This is a genomic window from Mycolicibacterium chitae (genome assembly GCF_900637205.1).
Taxonomy (GTDB): domain Bacteria; phylum Actinomycetota; class Actinomycetes; order Mycobacteriales; family Mycobacteriaceae; genus Mycobacterium; species Mycobacterium chitae.
Window position 1 is genome coordinate 2827596 of the sequence record NZ_LR134355.1, and the last position, 13853, is coordinate 2841448.

The 13853-nt window shown below is 71.6% G+C and carries 10 protein-coding genes and 1 pseudogene; 2 read left to right on the forward strand and 9 right to left on the reverse strand.

All coding sequences use genetic code 11. The features are described 5' to 3' along the window. Positions 1-22: 22 nt before the first annotated feature. The 7 genes and pseudogenes from EL338_RS13310 to EL338_RS13340 form a co-directional block, all read right to left on the reverse strand. Positions 23-1195, reverse strand: a complete 1173-nt coding sequence (locus tag EL338_RS13310) for an alpha/beta hydrolase (protein ID WP_126334185.1) — start codon at positions 1193-1195, stop codon at positions 23-25. A gap of 225 nt (positions 1196-1420) precedes the next feature. Beyond that, positions 1421-2818: an RsmB/NOP family class I SAM-dependent RNA methyltransferase gene (locus tag EL338_RS13315; RefSeq protein ID WP_126334186.1), complete on the reverse strand. Its 1398-nt coding sequence runs from the start codon at positions 2816-2818 to the stop codon at positions 1421-1423. After that, positions 2815-3738, reverse strand: coding sequence for a methionyl-tRNA formyltransferase (fmt, locus tag EL338_RS13320; protein ID WP_126334187.1), 924 nt, complete (start codon positions 3736-3738; stop codon positions 2815-2817). The genes EL338_RS13315 and fmt overlap by 4 nt, the downstream gene beginning before the upstream one ends. 9 nt (positions 3739-3747) lie before the next feature. After that, positions 3748-4284, reverse strand: a complete 537-nt coding sequence (locus EL338_RS13325; RefSeq protein ID WP_126334188.1) for a LemA family protein — start codon at positions 4282-4284, stop codon at positions 3748-3750. Continuing rightward, positions 4278-6040: pseudogene (locus tag EL338_RS13330) on the reverse strand (DUF2207 domain-containing protein). The gene EL338_RS13325 and the pseudogene EL338_RS13330 overlap by 7 nt, the downstream one beginning before the upstream one ends. A gap of 51 nt (positions 6041-6091) precedes the next feature. After that, complete coding sequence (locus tag EL338_RS13335; RefSeq protein ID WP_126336849.1) at positions 6092-8062, reverse strand: primosomal protein N'; 1971 nt, start codon at positions 8060-8062, stop codon at positions 6092-6094. A gap of 50 nt (positions 8063-8112) precedes the next feature. Continuing rightward, complete coding sequence (locus EL338_RS13340; protein ID WP_235666137.1) at positions 8113-8805, reverse strand: lysoplasmalogenase; 693 nt, start codon at positions 8803-8805, stop codon at positions 8113-8115. Positions 8806-8862: 57 nt separating this feature from the next. On the opposite strand from EL338_RS13340, the gene EL338_RS13345 reads away from it, so the two are divergent. Both EL338_RS13345 and EL338_RS13350 read left to right on the forward strand, forming a co-directional pair. Then, a complete protein-coding gene (locus EL338_RS13345) occupies positions 8863-9798 on the forward strand; it encodes an alpha/beta hydrolase (protein WP_126334189.1) in 936 nt (311 codons plus the stop codon). A 9-nt stretch (positions 9799-9807) separates the two neighbouring features. Then, complete coding sequence (locus EL338_RS13350) at positions 9808-11286, forward strand: flavin-containing monooxygenase (protein ID WP_126334190.1); 1479 nt, start codon at positions 9808-9810, stop codon at positions 11284-11286. 1 nt (position 11287) lies between these two features. On the opposite strand, the gene metK is transcribed toward EL338_RS13350, so the two are convergent. Both metK and coaBC read right to left on the reverse strand, forming a co-directional pair. Then, a complete protein-coding gene (gene metK, locus EL338_RS13355) occupies positions 11288-12499 on the reverse strand; it encodes a methionine adenosyltransferase (RefSeq protein WP_126334191.1) in 1212 nt (403 codons plus the stop codon). A 108-nt stretch (positions 12500-12607) separates the two neighbouring features. Beyond that, complete coding sequence (gene coaBC, locus EL338_RS13360) at positions 12608-13846, reverse strand: bifunctional phosphopantothenoylcysteine decarboxylase/phosphopantothenate--cysteine ligase CoaBC (RefSeq protein ID WP_126334192.1); 1239 nt, start codon at positions 13844-13846, stop codon at positions 12608-12610. Positions 13847-13853: the final 7 nt, after the last annotated feature.

Genomic DNA, 13853 nt, shown 5'->3' on the forward strand with positions numbered 1-13853 from the left:
GCCAGAGCACGCTGGGGCACCGTCAGCCGGGTGTTCCCGAGCCACCTACGGGTCGATCGACGCGCAGGTTGGTGTCGAGAAACTCCAGCAGGGAATGGAAGGTGGGAGCAGGTCCGTCCGACGTCGTCGTGACCCCGTTGGCCGTTGCCCGGACCGTACGTCCCTGGGAGTGCCCGGGACTATCCAGATAGGCGTCGGTGTGCCCGACCCCCGGCACCACCGTCAGTGACGCGGTGCCGCCGGCCCGCATATAGGCGTCGAACAGGATCTCGGACTGATTGACCGGCACGTACGGGTCGGCGGCGCCGTGCACGATGTAGGCCGGTGGGCTGTCCGCGTGGACATAGCGCGCCGGGTTGGCCGCGGCGACCGCCGCCGGATCGGACTGGATCGGGAAACCCATGAGCTCGGATTCCGGCGAGTCGGCGGCGTCATGGGTGGCCTCGCCGGGCAGCGCGTGACTGTCCATCGCCAGAAAGTCGGTCGGACCGTAGAGATCGATCACGGCACGGACCGCACTGGACCAGCCGGGATTGCCGAGATCGCCCTCGAACTCCGGGATGTCCGCGGTCAGTGCCGCCATCGTCGCGACCCATGCGCCGCTGCTGCTTCCCATGATCGCGAATCGCGTCGAATCCAGGCCGTAGGCGCCCGCGTTCGCTCGCAGGAATCGGATGGCGGCCTTGACATCGTGCAACTGTCCGGGAAATTTTGTCTGGCTGCTGTTCCTAACATTGAGCCCGACAACGGCATAACCGTGCCGGACCCATTTGCGCGCGATCTCGCGCGGGCCGACCATGCCGCTCAACTCGGCGGGTGCGATCGGCGCATCCGGCAACGCTGGATCCGCCGGCGGCGGCGGGACCGGCGGGGCGGGTGGGGCTTCAGCGGCCAACGCCTCCCCCTTGGAGTCATCACTGCGGAATGCCGACCCGAGTTGATGTATCACGACCGGAACCGACCACGTGGCGTCGTGCGGCATATACAAGTCCAGCAGGTGTCCCTCGCCCACCGGCGCCGCGTACGCCAGATCCTGATAGACGACGTAGTCTTCGGTCACCATCGGGTCCGGCAGCGAGCGCACCTCGCGCTGCGGGGATTCCTCGGTGGCACAACCGGACACAGCCGCGCCCACTCCGGTGAGCAACACCAGCCCCGTCCCCAGGAAAGACCGTCGGCTTATCGAATCGGTCATTGAGTATTGTCACCTCTCGAGTGCGGGAGATCGGCCCGAGCCGTCCCGAACCATAATAGGTTAGCCTAACAATACTTGGTGAGGTCCCCTTCCTCGGACCGGGCTGACCAGCAGGTACCGCCCGATCAGCGCGGTCAGGGCGCGGGCTTCCGCCCAGCGCGTGAATTGTCGTCGAAAACCCTTGCACCCGGGGAGATTTCACCCCGGCGACCGGGCAGGGACAAGCTACTCGGTCCGGCGCAGCGCGGCGGCGAACATCGCATCGGTGCCGTGCCGGTGCGGCCACAGCTGCACGGCGCCGGCTGCCGCGCCACCGGCGTCCAGATCCTGCACCGGCGCGAAGAGCTCGCGGGTATCGAGGCCGACGACCGGCTGCCGGCGCAGCGCGTCGGCGACGATCCCGGCGGTCTCGGCCAGATGCGGTGAACAGGTCGCGTAGAGCACCACCCCGCCCGGGCGGGTCAGCGCGATCGCCGAGGCGAGCAGTTCGCGCTGCAACTTGGTCAGCTCGGGGATGTCGTTGGGCTGCCGGCGCCACCGCGCCTCCGGGCGGCGCCGCAACGCGCCGAGCCCGGTGCAGGGCGCGTCCACGAGCACCCGGTCGAAGCCGGGCTGCAGGCCCGGATCGCGACCGTCGACCCGCAGCACCTCCACGTCCAGGCCACGGGTGTTCTGCTCGACCAGTTCGGCCCGGCGCGGCGCCGGTTCCACTGCGGTGACCGCGGCCCCCCGCTGCGCGGCCAGGGCGGCCAGCAGGGCGGTCTTACCACCCGGGCCGGCGCACAGATCCAGCCAGCGCCCCTGGTCGGGACCGTCGATCGGGGCCAGGGTCAGCGCGCGGGCCACCAACTGGCTGCCCTCGTCCTGGACCAGCGCCTGGCCGTCGCGGATCGGGGCCAGCGCACCGGGGTCGCCGCCGGGCAGGTGCACCGCATACGGGGAGTAGCTGCCGATCTCGCCGTCGACGGCGGCGGCCAGCTCCGCGGCGGTCAGGACGCCGGGGCGGGCCGCCAGGTGTACACCGGGACGCTGGTTGTCGCTGACCAGCAGCGCCTCGAGTTCACCGGCCCGCGCCCCCAGGGCGTCGGAGAACGCCTGGGCGATCCAGCGCGGATGCGATTGCGCGAAGGCCAGGTGCCCGATGGGGTCGGTCGTCGCCGCCGGCGCCAGCTCGGCCACCCAGCCGGCCTCATCCTTGGCGGTGATGGTGCGTAACACGCCGTTGACGAATCCCGCGCGGGCGGAATCGAATTCGATACCTGCCTGTTCGACGGTGGTGGACACCGCGGCGTGCGGTTCGACGCGGGTGCGCAGCAACTGATAGGCGCCGAGGCGGAGCAGTTCGAGTAACACCGGGTCGATCCGCTCCACGGGCCGGTTCGCCGCGGCGGCGATCACCGCGTCGAGCAGGCCGCGGCTGCGGCAGGTGCCGTAGGTCAGTTCGGTGGCGAAGGCGGCGTCCCGGCCGGTGATCCCGCGCTCGGCGAGCAGGGCCGGCAATGCGAGGTTGGCGTAGGCGTCGCGTTCGGACACCGCGCGCAGCACGTCGAACGCGGCGCGGCGGGCGGGATCCAGCGGGCGGCGCGCCGAGCGGCCGCGGCGGGGTGGGCGGCGGTCGTTCATGTCGCGGTCGCTTCCGTCAGCCGGGCCCCGCGCGCCCAGTCGGCCGCGGCCATCGGCTTCTTGCCCGGCGGCTGCACCGAACCCAATTGCACGGGCTGCGAACTGGTTCCGACGAGCACGCGGTTGCGTTCGACCCGGATCTGCCCCGGCTGCAGCGCGTCGGCGTCGACCACCGACACGGCGCCGAGCTTGACGCGCAGCTCGCCGATCATGGTCCAGGCCCCCGGATTCGGTGTCACCGAACGGATCTGGCGGTCGACCACGTGGGCCGGCAGCGTCCAGCGGACCCGGGCGCTCTCGACTGTGATCTTCGGCGCCAGGCTGACCCCTTCGGAGGCCTGCGGCACCGCGGTCAGGGCGCCGTCGGCGATCCCGTCGAGGGTGGCCTCGAGCAGGCCGGCCCCGGACTCCGCCAGCCGCTCCAGCAGGTCGCCGGCGGTGTCGTCGCCGCGGATGGTCTCGGTGACCACGCCGTAGACCGGTCCGCTGTCCAGCGCCGGTTCGATCTCGAAAGTCGTCGCGCCCGTGACGGTATCGCCGGCGGCGATGGCGGCCTGCACCGGCGCCGCACCCCGCCAGGCGGGCAGCACCGAAAAGTGCAGGTTCACCCAACCCCTCGGGGGGACCGCCAACAGCGGCTCGCCCAGTAACGCGCCGTAGGCCACCACCGGGCAGCATTCGGGGCCCAACTCGACGAGTTCGGCGACGAACTCCGCGGAATTGGGACGGGCCGGTTTGAGCACCGGGATGCCGTGCTCGGCGGCCAGCGCGGCGACCGGCGACGGGGTCGGCTTGCCGCGCCGACCGGAGACGGCGTCGGGTCGCGTGAGGACCGCGACCACCTCGTGGCGCGGCGAGGCGATCAGCCGACGCAACGAGGGCAACGCCGGCGTGGGCGTGCCGGCAAACACCAAACGCATCCGGTCAGTCTAGGGCTCGTCCTGGTAGTAATCGCGCTCGGTCACGCCCGCCGAACCGGCGACCAACATCCACGGGATGGTGCCGATGGTCCGGTTCAGGGTCGCGACCGCGTCGTTGTAGTACTGGCGGGCGAACGCGAGCTTGTCCTCGGTGTCGGCCAGGGTCTGCTGCAGGTGCAGGAAGTTGTTCGACGAATTCAGCTGCGGGTGACCGGCTCCCACCTTCAGCACCTGGCCCAGCGCGCGATTGAGTTGCCGCTCGGCGGCGCTGCGCTGGGCCACCGAGGCCCCGGCGGTCGCCGAGGTGAGCGCGGCGCGCGCGGCGGTCACGCGCTCCAGGGTCGCCCGCTCGTGCTGGGCGACCGCACCCACCGTGCTGACCAGCGCCGGCAGCAGCGCCGCCCGTCGGGTCAGTTCCACGTCGATACCGCCCAGGGCCTCGTCGACCCGGACGTCGGCCGCCCGCAGCTTGTTGTAGCCGACCACGAAGGTGAGCAGAACGCCGACGGCCACCAGCAGCGCCAGGGCCAGCACGAACGTCACCATGACCCGCCTCCTCCACCTCCGCCGCCGCCGCCACCTCCCCCGCCTCCGCCGCCGCTGCTGCTCGAGGACGACTGGGAGGCGGTGTAGGCGCCGATGGACGACGACAACGCCGACTCGAAACTATCAAAACCGGCCGATCCCGAACCTGCCGAGAACGACTGGCCGGAGTCCGAGGAGTGATACCAGGTGGGGGCCGGCGCCGCGGCGCCCGTGGCCGCCTGGTATTTCTGCGCCCACAACGCCGCCGCGCCGGCGGCCACCGCGAACGGCAGATAGGCGGTGTAGAGGTCCTTGCGCGCGGCGAAATCGAATCGGGCCTCGGCCGAGTCGGTGACCAACACGCGATGGAAACCGCCCGCGTGCGACCATAATTCGCGGCCGGCGGCGGTGCGCCGGGTTCCGGTGCCGGCGCGCCAGGACCGGGCCGACAGGACGAAGAAGACCGCGAACGGCACCACCCACATCGTGGCCGGGAAGATCCACCGCAAGGTGGCCAGCCCCGCGCAGAGCAGCGCCACCAGGTTGGCGACGCGCACCCAGTGTTCCGAGGGCCGGGACACCAGCAGGCCCGCGTCGAATCCCCAGGCCCGCAGTGCCTCGTCGAGATCGGTCTTGGCCTGCGAGAGCCGCTTGCCCGCCGACACCGTCCCGTGGGCCTTGAACTCCGCGCCCGCGCGATCGATCTTCAGGGCCGAAGCCACGGCCTTGCTGGCCGGGTCGAGGTCGGCCCAGTCCTGGGCGCGGGCGACGTTGCGGATCGACCACTTCTTCTCACCGTGCTGGTGCATCTCGATCAGCCCGCGCTCGGCGAGGTAGAACAGCGTGGCGGTCAACGCATTCCGGCTCACCGCCTCGGTGCGGATGTACTCGGACTGCACGGGACTCAGGCCCGGCGGCGGGGCGTACTGCAGGGGGAACCCCGGCGACGGCTCGACGGTGCGGCGGTACATCAGGACCGCGCCCGCCCCGGCCAGCACCGTCAGCCCCACCACCGCGAGCACGCCCGGCACGGAGCGGCCGAGGATCGGATCCCAGCGATAGGACCAGGGCAATTCGGTGCGCGCCGGCGCCGCCATGTCCACCCGGCCCGCACGGTCACCGGTGTGCGGGGCGCCAAACCCGCCGCGAGGATGGTGAGCCTCGTCGCGTCGGCGTGGATTCCCGGGCAGGGGGTGCCGGTGCCGGTGCCCCGGCCGACCCAGCACTGCACCCCGGTCACGGCGGCCGGCAGGGTGACGGTGATCTCGGCGCGTTCGATGACGTTGTCCCAGCCCGGCGCGATCACGTTCCAGTAGAACTGCGCCCCGGTATCGCCCGGGTCGAGGACACCGGGCACCGTGTAGCGGATCTCGAAGACGTGCTCGCCGTAGTCCAGGTAGCGGTCGGGGTCGCCGATCTTGGCCACCCGGAAGCGATCTCGGCCCGACCACTGCAACTCGTAGGGAATCTCGCCGTCGTCCATCCGGATCGAGGTGATGGTCGGCTCCTGCCGCACCCGGGGGCTGTTCGGGTTGGTCACGTCCCAGTAGCGGAAGATGCCGTGCCGGTCCCCCGGGAAGCGCGCGGTGATGGTCTCGGTCGCGTCCAGGTTCCCGTCGGCGTCGACATGGTAGTCCGCGCGGTAGTCGGTGATGGTGACCGGATCCGAGGCCGGGGCCCCGGTGGACTCCCCGGTGAACACCAACGGCCACAGCACCGCCAGGGCGACGACGATCGCTGCGGTGAGCCAACGGAGACCTCGGCCGAACCAACCCATGACAGTCCCCCGCGTTCTCCGCGTCCGCTTGGCCGGTAATACCTTATGCGCTCAACCGAAATGCAGCGGGTCGATCTGCACCCGAACCGGATCGTGTTCGCGACGGGCGCTGAGCACCGCGGTGGCCCCGCGCAGCGCCGAGGCCAACGCCAACCCCTGATCGCGGCCCACCCGCACGAGCATCCGAACCACCTCGGCGCTCGGGTCCAGTCCGGGCGGTCGGCGCGCACCCACCGGCAGTTCGACGGGTCCGAGCACATCCGCCGATCCAAGAGCCGAGCCAAGGGCCGAACCGGGAATCCCGGCCTCGGCCAGCAACGCCGCCACCCCGTCGGAGGTGCCGTCGAGGGCGGCCATGTGCACGCTGGGTGGCAGCCCCACCTCGGCGCGTTCGTCGAGTTCGGCCTCGGCGGCCCCGACCGGATCCCACCGGATCAGCATCTGCACGGTGGGGATCGCGGCCTCGGCGACGGCCACCACCGTCCCGCCGTCGCGGTGCGGGCGGACCAGCGCCGCCGCGGCCAGCCAGCGGCGCAGGGTGTCCTCGGCCGCGCGCAGGTCCTGCCGACCCAGCAGCGCCCAGCCGTCGAGCAACAGGGCCGCCCCGTATCCGCCGTCGGCCACCGGTTCGGCGCCGGGCGTCGCGATCACCAGGCCGGCCCCGGAGTCGACCGTGTCGACCATGTGTTCGCCCGAGGACGTGATCACCGGGACCCCGGGGAACGCGCGGCCGAACTCCTCGGCGGTGCGCCGGGCGCCGATGACGACCGCCCGCACCGCATCCGAACCGCACCGCACGCAGCGCAGGCTCGGGTCGACGCGCCCGCACCATCGGCATTCGGCGCCGACCGCCCGGCGTTCGGTCAGCGACAGCGGCCCGGTGCAGTGTCGACAGCGCGCGACGGTGCGGCATCGCGCACACGCCAGCGAGGGCACATATCCGCGCCGCGGCACCTGCACCAGCACCGGCTGCTCGGCTTGCAGCGCGGTGCGGGCGGCCCGCAGCGCCACCGACGGCAGTCGGGCGGTGCGCGCCGCCGGGTCGCGTTCCTGTTCGAAGCCGTCGTCGTCGAGGGCGACCACCCGCGGGGCCCGCTCGCGCAGCACCGGCCGCGACGCCACCAGGTCGTGCGCCCAGCCGCTGCGCACCAGCGCCTGCGCCTCGGCGGTGCGCGCGAACCCGCCGATCACTGCGCCGCAGCGCAACTGATGCGCGCGCAGCATCGCCACCTCGCGGGCGTGCGGGTACGGTGCCCGCGGTTCGGCCAGCGTGTCGTCGCCGTCGTCCCACACCACGACCAGACCCAGATCGTGCACCGGCGCGAACACCGCGCTGCGGGTGCCGATCACGAAGTGGGCCCCGCCGCGCAGTACCGACAGCCAGCGCCGATAGCGTGCGGTGGGCCCCAGCCCCGCCGACAGCGCGACCACCGCGTCGGGGCCGCAGCGCGCGACGGCGCTGTGCGACAACGCATCCACGTCCCGCTGATCCGGGACCACCGCCAGGACCCGGCGGCCGCCGCGCAGCGTGGCCGCGGCCATGTCGACGATCCGGTCGGTCCACGACTCGCCGGGCAGGGCCTGCCACACCGCACGCACCGCGCGGGCCTCCTCGAGCGCGGTCAGGAAGGCCGGACCGCCGGCGTAGCCCGCCCAGGCCGCGGCGTCCGGCGCGGTCGCCTCGAAGGGGGGTGGCACCGCCGCGGTCTCCTTCTCCACCCGGGCGTGGCGCGGCGGGATCGCCAGGCGCAACACGTCGGCCCGGGTACCCGCGTAACGCGCCGAGACCGCATCGGCCAGCCGCCGCACCTCCGGGGTGAGCACCCGTTCGGGCGACACCACCCGATCCAGCCAGCCGAGCTTGCCCTCATGGTCGGTGTTCCAACGTCGTTCGAGCACGAACGCGTCGACCAACCGGCCGTGGAACCGGACGCGGACCCGGACCCCGGGCTGGGCGTCGTCGGACTGTTCCTCGCGCACCAGGTAGTCGAACTCGCGATCCAGGTGCGGCACCGTGAGCATCGGCAGCACGCGAGCGATCGGCTCATGCTCGGCGGCCTTGCGTTCGGCGGTCACGGTGGGGACGGGCGGCCGAAGAAGAAGCCCGCGGTGATCAGCACCTGGGACAGTGCGTAGGCCCACCAGATCGGCACCGCGAGCAGTTGGTCGTGCCGGATGAACTCGCTGATCCCGATCATCGAGTCCGAGACCGCGAAGCACACCGCGCCCGCGGCCGTCCACCAGGTGGGCAGCTGCGCCAGCAGGGCCGCGCACACCATGGCGCCGAGCACCGCGATGTACAGCGTCACCGGCACGGTCAGCCCGTCGACCGCCAGGTGCGGCCAGAACCAGATCAGCAGCGCCGCGCAGGCGAGCACCACCACCCCCGCGGCGCCGGCGCGCCCGGGCGTGACCCGGACCAGCGGGACCAACGCGCCCAGATAACACAGATGCGCCACCAGGAACGCGCCGAGGCCACCCACGAAGGACGGCTCCCACCACGGCATGGCCAGCAGGAGATCGCCCAGCGCCGAGAACAGCAGCGCGCCCAGTAGCCAGCGCCGTTCGCGCACCCGCGGGTGGCTCAGCGCGGCCGCGGCCAACAGCAGCGCCATCGCGGCCTTGACCACCGGCTGAGCCCAGAACTGGCCGGTCAGGTCGGCGCCCGCGGGCAGGCGCAGCGCGGCGATCAGCAGGAAGATTCCGTAGGCGGCGCCGACCACCACGCCGGCGATCCACAGCCGGGTTTGCGGCGCGCGTGTCACCGAGGAGGGGGATACCACTCTGCGAAGGTAGCCGACGGCTACCGCTAGGTTGAGTCGATGGCGAGCATCGACCCCATCCTGCAGCAGGTCCTCGAGGCGGTTCCCTTCCGCCTGTCCCCCGCCGACGGCCCCGAGGCGGCCCGCAAGGCCCTGCGGGATCTGCCGCGCGCGCCGCTGCACCCGGAGGTGCGCGCCGAGGACCGCAAGGTCGACAGTGCGGCCGGGCCCATCCCGATCCGGATCTACTGGCCCCCGGAACATTCGGGCCCGGCGCCGGTGGTGCTGTTCCTGCACGGCGGCGGGTTCGCCGCCGGCGACCTCGAGACCCACGACGGGACCGCGCGCCAGCATGTCGTCGGGACCGACGCGATCGTCGTCGCCGTCGACTACCGGCTGGCCCCCGAGCACCCGTACCCGGCCGCGGTCGACGACGCCTGGGCCGTGCTGCAGTGGATCGCCGGGCACGCCGACGAGTTCGGCGGCGATCCGCGGCGGCTGGCGGTGGCCGGCGATTCGGCCGGCGGCAACCTCGCGGCGGTGCTGGCCCAGCTGGCCCGCGACGCCGGCGGACCGGAGCTGCGCTTCCAGCTGCTGTGGTACCCGGCGATCACCTGGGACACCACGCTGGCCTCCTACACCGAGAACGCGCAGGCGCCGATCCTGGACCTCGAGGCCATCGCCGGGTTCAGCGCCTGGTACGCCCCGGATCTCGACCTGTCCGATCTGTCGGCGCTGCCCGCCACGCTGGCGCCGAGCCGCGCCGCCAACCTGACCGGGTTGGCGCCGGCCTACATCGCCGTGGCCGGCCACGACCCGCTGCGCGATGACGGCATCAGCTACGGCGAACAGCTGGACAAGGCCGGCGTCGCCGTCACCGTCGATCACGCCGAGACGCTGATCCACGGCTACCTCGGCTACGCCGGGGTGGTGCCGGCGACCACCGCGGCGATGGATCGCGGATTGGCCGCCCTGAGGGCCGCACTGCACGCCTAGAGTCGGGACATGGGCCACCAACCCGACCACCAGACGCTGATCATCGGCGCCGGTTTCTCCGGGATCGGCACCGCGATCGCACTCGACCGGGCCGGCCTGTCCGACTACCTGATCGTCGAGGCCGGTCCCGAGCCCGGCGGTACCTGGCACTGGAACACCTATCCCGGTATCGGCGTGGACATCCCGTCGTTCTCGTATCAGTTCTCCTTCGAGCAGAGCCCGGACTGGACCCGCACCTACGCGCCCGGCGCCGAGCTCAAGTCCTACGCCGAGCACTGCGTGGCCAAGTACGGCATCGGCGACCGGATGCGGTTCGGCACCACCGTCACCGGGGCCGCCTTCGACGCCCGGGACAACCTGTGGCGGGTCAGCACCGACTCCGGCGAGCTCACCGCGCGCTACCTGATCAACGCCGCCGGGGTGCTCAACGAACCCAAGCTGCCCGACATCGAGGGGGTGGACAGCTTCGCCGGACCCACACTGCACACCGCGCGGTGGGACCACGACGTGCGACTCGCGGACCGACGCGTGGGGATCATCGGCACGGGCGCCTCAGCGGTCCAGGTGATTCCCGAGATCGCCCCGATCGTCCAGCGCCTCACGGTGTTTCAGCGCACACCCATCTGGTGTTTCCCGAAGGTGGACCTGCCGCTCCCCTGGGCCGCGCGGCTGGCGATGCGGGTCCCGGGCGGCAAGCTGGTGGGCCGGGTGCTGAGCCAGGCCCTCGTCGAGGTGACCTTTCCGCTGTCGGCCCAATACCACACGCTGTTCCCGATGGCCGCGCGCGCCGAAGCCGCCGGGCGGGCGTATCTGCGCAGCCAGGTCGACGATCCGGTGGTGCGCGACAAACTCACGCCGCGCTATGCGGTGGGCTGCAAGCGCCCCGGCTTCCACAACAGCTATCTGTCGACGTTCAACCGCGACAACGTCGAATTGGTGACCGACCCCATCGAGCGGATCACCGCGGCCGGGGTGTCCACCGCGGGCGGCGCGGACCACGAGATCGATGTGCTGATCCTGGCGACCGGGTTCAAGGTGATGGACGTCGACAGCGACTCGTTCGCGCTGACCGGCCCGGACGGGATCACGCTGTCGCAATTCTGGAGCGCCAACCGGATGCAGGCCTACGAGGGCGTCAGCGTGCCGGGCTTCCCCAACTTCTTCTGCGTGTGCGGACCCTACGGATATGTCGGCTCGTCGTTCTTCGCGCTCATCGAGACCCAGACCCGGCACATCGTGCGGTGCCTGCGGCGGGCGCGGGACGACGGCGCCACCCGCGTCGAGGTGCGCCCCGAGGCCAACGCCCGCTACTTCGCCGAGATGATGCGCAAGCGGCACCGGCAGATCTTCTGGCAGGACAGCTGCGCGCAGGCCAACAGCTACTACTTCGACAAGAACGGCGACGTGCCGCTGCGGCCGGCGACGACGTTCGAGGCCGATGTGCGCAGTCGCCGGTTCGATCTCGACGACTACGCGTTCACCGGTTGAGTCAGACGCTGGCCTTGAGGTCCTCGACCTTGTCAGTCTGCTCCCAGGGCAACTCGATGTCCGTGCGACCGAAGTGCCCGTAGGCCGCGGTCTGCGCGTAGATGGGCCGCAGCAGATCCAGGTCGCGGATCAGCGCGCCGGGCCGCAGGTCGAAGACGCTGGTGATGGCCTTCTCGATGCGGGCCGGGTCCACGGTCTCGGTCCCGAACGTCTCGACGAACAGGCCCACCGGGGCGGCCTTGCCGATGGCGTAGGCGACCTGCACCTCGACCCGCTCGGCCAGACCCGCGGCCACCACGTTCTTGGCCACCCAACGCATCGCGTACGCCGCGGAGCGATCCACCTTGGACGGGTCCTTGCCCGAGAAGGCGCCCCCGCCGTGGCGGGCCCAGCCGCCGTAGGTGTCGACGATGATCTTGCGGCCGGTGAGGCCGGCGTCGCCCATCGGACCGCCGAGGACGAACTTTCCGGTCGGGTTGACCAGCAGCCGGAAATCGGAGGTGTCCAGGGTGTCGTGGTTGAGATCCGCGAGCACGGTGTTGACGACCTTCTCCCGGATGTCCGGGGTCAGCGTCCCGTCCAGGTCGATGCCGGCGGCGTGCTGCGTGGACAGCACCACGGTGTCGAGCCGGACCGGGGTGGTCCCGTCGTACTGGACGGTGACCTGGGTCTTGCCGTCGGGGCGCAGGTAGTCCAGCACGCCGCTCTTGCGGACCTCGGTCAGCCGACGCGACAGCCGGTGCGCCAGCGCGATCGGCAGCGGCATCAACTCGGGGGTGTCCTTGATGGCATAGCCGAACATCAGCCCCTGATCACCGGCGCCCTGGGCGTCCAGCGGGTCGCCGGCGCCCTCGACGCGGGCCTCGTGGGCGGTGTCGACGCCCTGGGCGATGTCCGGCGACTGGGCGCCGATGCCGATGTTGACGCCGCAGGACGCGCCGTCGAAGCCCTTCTCCGAGGAGTCGTAGCCGATGTCGAGGATGCGCTCCCGCACGGTCTGGGTGATGTCGGCGAACGCCTCCTTGGCGGTCGTGGTGACCTCGCCGACGACGTGCACCTGGCCGGTGGTGACCAGCGTCTCGACCGCGACGCGCGACCTGGGATCCTGGCGCAGCAACGAGTCGAGCACCGAGTCGCTGATCGCGTCACAGATCTTGTCGGGATGTCCCTCGGTCACCGACTCACTGGTAAACAGCCGACTCTTACCGCTCACGTTTCCGCCCTTCTGGCCCAACTGCTGGTCCAAATCGTTTAGTTCATCGAAGCTTATCCCGCCCGCGACGCAACCTTTCGGCGCACGCTGAGGGCAGCGATTCGCGGATTATCGGTCCCCGACCAACGCCGCGATCGAGTCAACGATACGACTCGCCATCAACGTCTTCGACCCGTGCTCCAGCGCCACCTCGGTGCCGTCGGCGGCCAGCAACCAGCCGTCGTTGCTGTCGACCTCGAACGCGCGGCCCTCGCCGACCGCGTTGACGACCAGCAGATCGCAGCCCTTGCGCTGCAGTTTCGCCCGCGCGTGGAACAGCACGTCGCCGTTGGCGTCACCGGTCTCGGCGGCGAACCCGACGATGGTGTGCATGTTTGGCAACTGGCCGTCGGTGCGGGCCCGCACGGTGGCGGCCAACACGTCGTCGTTGCGGATCAGGTCGATCGAACTCGGTTCCGAGTCGCTGCCCTTCTTGATCTTGGCGGCCGACACCGAGGCGGGCCGGAAGTCGGCGACCGCGGCGGCCATCACCAGGACGTTGGCCTCGGGGGCGTGCTTGGAGACCGCGTCGCGCAGTTGGGCGGCCGATCCGATGCGGACCACCTCGACGCCCGCGGGGTCGGCCAGGCCGGCGGTGTTGCCGGCGATCAGGGTGACCTCCGCGCCGCGCTGGGCGGCGACCCGGGCCACCGCGTAGCCCTGCTTGCCGGAGCTGCGGTTGCCGATGAAACGCACCGGGTCCAGCGGTTCCCGGGTGCCGCCGGCGGTCACCAGGATGCGGGTTCCCGACAGGTCGTGCGGCAGCGCGTCGCCGCGCGCCAGCAGCAGTTCGGCGAAGGTGGTGATCTCGTCGGGTTCGGGGAGTCGCCCGGGGCCGGTGTCGGCGCCGGTGAGTCGGCCGGCGGCCGGTTCGAGCACCACGGCGCCGCGCGCGCGCAGCGTGGCCACGTTGGCGACGGTGGCCGGGTGCTGCCACATCTCGGTGTGCATCGCCGGGGCGAACAGCACCGGACACCGCACCGTCAGCAACGTCGCGGTCAGCAGATCATCGGCGCGGCCCGCGACGGCCCGGGCCAGCAGATCGGCGGTGGCCGGGGCGACGACGATCAGGTCGGCCTGCTGCCCGATGCGGACGTGCGGGACCTCGGGCACATCCTCGAAGACCCCCGTGCGCACCGGCTGCCCGGACAGCGCCTCGAAGGTGGCGGCCCCGACGAACTGCAGCGCGGATTCGGTGGGAACGACGCGGACCTGATGACCGGCCTCGGACAGCTGGCGAATTACTGAACAGGCCTTATAGGCCGCGATTCCGCCGGCTACACCGACGACGATCCGTTTGGCAGCCATCTCGGGG

What these genes read in the sequence shown, in the direction of transcription:
- EL338_RS13345 (WP_126334189.1), top strand. Translation starts at nt 8,863, where the DNA reads ATGGCGAGCATCGACCCCATCCTGCAGCAGGTCCTCGAGGCGGTTCCC.
- EL338_RS13310 (WP_126334185.1), bottom strand. Translation starts at nt 1,195, where the DNA reads ATGACCGATTCGATAAGCCGACGGTCTTTCCTGGGGACGGGGCTGGTG.
- EL338_RS13350 (WP_126334190.1), top strand. Translation starts at nt 9,808, where the DNA reads ATGGGCCACCAACCCGACCACCAGACGCTGATCATCGGCGCCGGTTTC.
- EL338_RS13315 (WP_126334186.1), bottom strand. Translation starts at nt 2,818, where the DNA reads ATGAACGACCGCCGCCCACCCCGCCGCGGCCGCTCGGCGCGCCGCCCG.
- fmt (WP_126334187.1), bottom strand. Translation starts at nt 3,738, where the DNA reads ATGCGTTTGGTGTTTGCCGGCACGCCCACGCCGGCGTTGCCCTCGTTG.
- EL338_RS13335 (WP_126336849.1), bottom strand. Translation starts at nt 8,062, where the DNA reads ATGCTCACGGTGCCGCACCTGGATCGCGAGTTCGACTACCTGGTGCGC.
- coaBC (WP_126334192.1), bottom strand. Translation starts at nt 13,846, where the DNA reads ATGGCTGCCAAACGGATCGTCGTCGGTGTAGCCGGCGGAATCGCGGCC.
- EL338_RS13325 (WP_126334188.1), bottom strand. Translation starts at nt 4,284, where the DNA reads ATGGTGACGTTCGTGCTGGCCCTGGCGCTGCTGGTGGCCGTCGGCGTT.